This window comes from Microcoleus sp. Pol12B5, from assembly GCF_036701335.1.
Taxonomy (GTDB): Bacteria; Cyanobacteriota; Cyanobacteriia; order Cyanobacteriales; family Microcoleaceae; genus Microcoleus.
The window spans coordinates 1-1734 of sequence record NZ_JAUBQQ010000157.1 but is presented as its reverse complement, the minus strand read 5'-3'; the positions used below and the strand labels follow the sequence as shown (position 1 = coordinate 1734).

At 48.0% G+C, this 1734-nt stretch carries 1 protein-coding gene; it reads left to right on the top strand.

The features are described 5' to 3' along the window. Positions 1–161 precede the first annotated feature (161 nt). Entirely contained in the window at positions 162–1589 is a 1428-nt protein-coding gene (gene glgA, locus QUA24_RS27165) for a glycogen synthase GlgA (protein ID WP_333233525.1), read from the top strand. Positions 1590–1734: the final 145 nt, after the last annotated feature.

Below are 1734 nucleotides of genomic sequence, written 5' to 3'. Positions count from 1 at the left end.
CTTTTGTTACCTCTGTGGAAAAAATCCTGAAAGAATTTGGAGAAAACTATGTAATTAATTTTGTCTAGCTACTTACTTGTTTTTGGCAGGCGCGTTAATATTGTGCCACTCGCCATTTAAACTTAATCTAGACTAACAATCTCAAGGAACACAAAAAAATAATGCGTATTTTATTTGTATCCGCCGAAGCATCACCCCTCGCCAAAGTCGGCGGTATGGGCGATGTCGTCGGCGCTTTGCCGAAATTTCTGCGGCGCATGGGCCACGATGTCCGCATCTTCATGCCCTACTACGGTTTCGTCCCCGACAAAATGGACGTTCCCAAAAAACCTGTTTGGGATGGATCTGCCATGTTCCAAAGCTTCTCAGTCTTTGAAAGTGTTTTGCCCGGAACCGATGTACCTTTATACTTATTACAACATCCATCTTTCTTGCCGCGCCGCGTTTACGGCGGTGTAGATGAAGATTGGAGGTTCACTTTCTTTGCCAATGCTGCGGCTGAATTTGCCTGGAATCATTGGAAGCCTCAAATTATTCACTGTCACGACTGGCATACGGGGATGATACCTGTTTGGATGAGCCAAGACCCCGATATCAGCACGGTTTTTACTATTCACAATTTAGCTTATCAAGGGCCGTGGCGCTGGCGTTTGGAGCAGATGACTTGGTGTCCTTGGTATATGCAAGGTCACAATACAATGGCTGCCGCCGTACAGTTTGCCGATCGAGTAAATACAGTTTCACCGACTTACGCCGAGCAAATCAAAACCACAGCTTATGGGGAAACTTTGGAAGGTTTGCTGTCTTACCTCGGCGGTAAAGTATCGGGCATTTTGAACGGAATTGATACAGAATCTTACAACCCAGCAACTGACAAGTACCTCCATCAACAATTTAGTGTTGATACTATTGAAAAGCGCCCCGCTAATAAAATTGCGCTGCAAGAAGAAGTCGGTTTGGAAGTAAATAAAAATGCCTTTTTGATCGGCATGGTGACGCGGCTGGTAGAACAAAAGGGATTGGATTTGATAATTCAAATGCTTGATCTGTTCATGGCCTATACGGACGCTCAATTTATTGTACTTGGAACGGGCGATCGCTACTACGAAACCCAACTCTGGCAAATGACAGCCCGCTATCCCGGTCGGATGTCCACCCAACTACTTTACAACGAGGCCCTCTCCCGGCGCGTTTACGCAGGCTGTGACAGCTTCCTGATGCCCAGCCGTTTCGAGCCCTGCGGCATCAGTCAAATGCTCGCCCTCCGCTACGGGTGCGTGCCAATGGTTCGTCGCACCGGCGGTTTAGTCGATACCGTTTCCCACAACAACCCGATCGACAATACCGGTACCGGTTACTGTTTCGATCGCTACGAACCCCTCGACTTGTTCACCTGCATGATCAGAACTTGGGAAGGTTTCCGCTACAAAGATAAGTGGAGAGAACTGCAACAGCGCGGCATGAGAGAAGATTTTAGCTGGGATATTTCGGCGCGGAAATACGTCAATTTGTACAGCGATATTTTGGGATTGCCGCCCGAAGAAACCGCACCGGCATCAGAGGCAGAATTGATCGTTGGTAAGGGTTAATCTTCATAAGGTGCGTCAGTCGCTGTTGGATTCAACTGAATCGAAGGGCGGGCTGACGCACCCTACAACTTAGGAATGAGAATTAAATAACTTCCACAAGATTGTGGGATGGGCGTCCCGCCCGTCCAAAAAGGACGGGCGGGAC